At 39.1% G+C, this 596-nt stretch carries 1 protein-coding gene; it reads left to right on the forward strand.

The genetic code is table 11. The annotated features are described in order from the left end of the window. Nucleotides 1–596 (forward strand): SprB repeat-containing protein (locus tag N1032_RS26510; protein WP_259543643.1); only part of this gene is annotated, 596 nt, incomplete at both ends.

Genomic DNA, 596 nt, shown 5'->3' on the forward strand with positions numbered 1-596 from the left:
GCATTTAGTCTTGACAAAGACAATGCGAATGATAACCTACGTCGTGCAGGTTATTACAGACAATATCGTAAGCGTTATTTAGAATTGTATGATTGTATTATTGCTCAACCAGATATGCAGAATATCCCATTAAGTGATTTGACTGAACATTGGTGGGATCCAATTGCTATTTGCCCATTAGTTCCAGCAGGCCCAGTAGCTCTCGGTATTAAAACTAACCCAGTAGATGTTACTGCTCTTGAAGGAACTACAGCTACTTTCAGTGTAGAAGCAAAAGGCGGTACAGCTCCATATACGTATCAATGGGAATACTCATTAATGCTTGCTAATTGGGTTAATGCATCAGGTGGTACTAGTCAAACTTATTCACCTACAGTAGAAACAAATACAGACGGTCTTCATTATCGTTGTGTAATTAAGGATGCTGCTGGTGCTACAGTTACTTCTGGATATGGTAAATTAACCATGATTCCTAAATTAGCTTGGAATGCACATCCAGCAACTGGTACAATTGGTACAGATCTTGATTTTAGTTGGACTGGTGGTATTGCTCCATTTACAGTGGTAGTATTGAATCCAGCTGGTACAGAACATGA

It is taken from the genome of Herbiconiux daphne (assembly GCF_024979295.1).
Classification (GTDB): domain Bacteria; phylum Actinomycetota; class Actinomycetes; order Actinomycetales; family Microbacteriaceae; genus Herbiconiux; species Herbiconiux daphnes.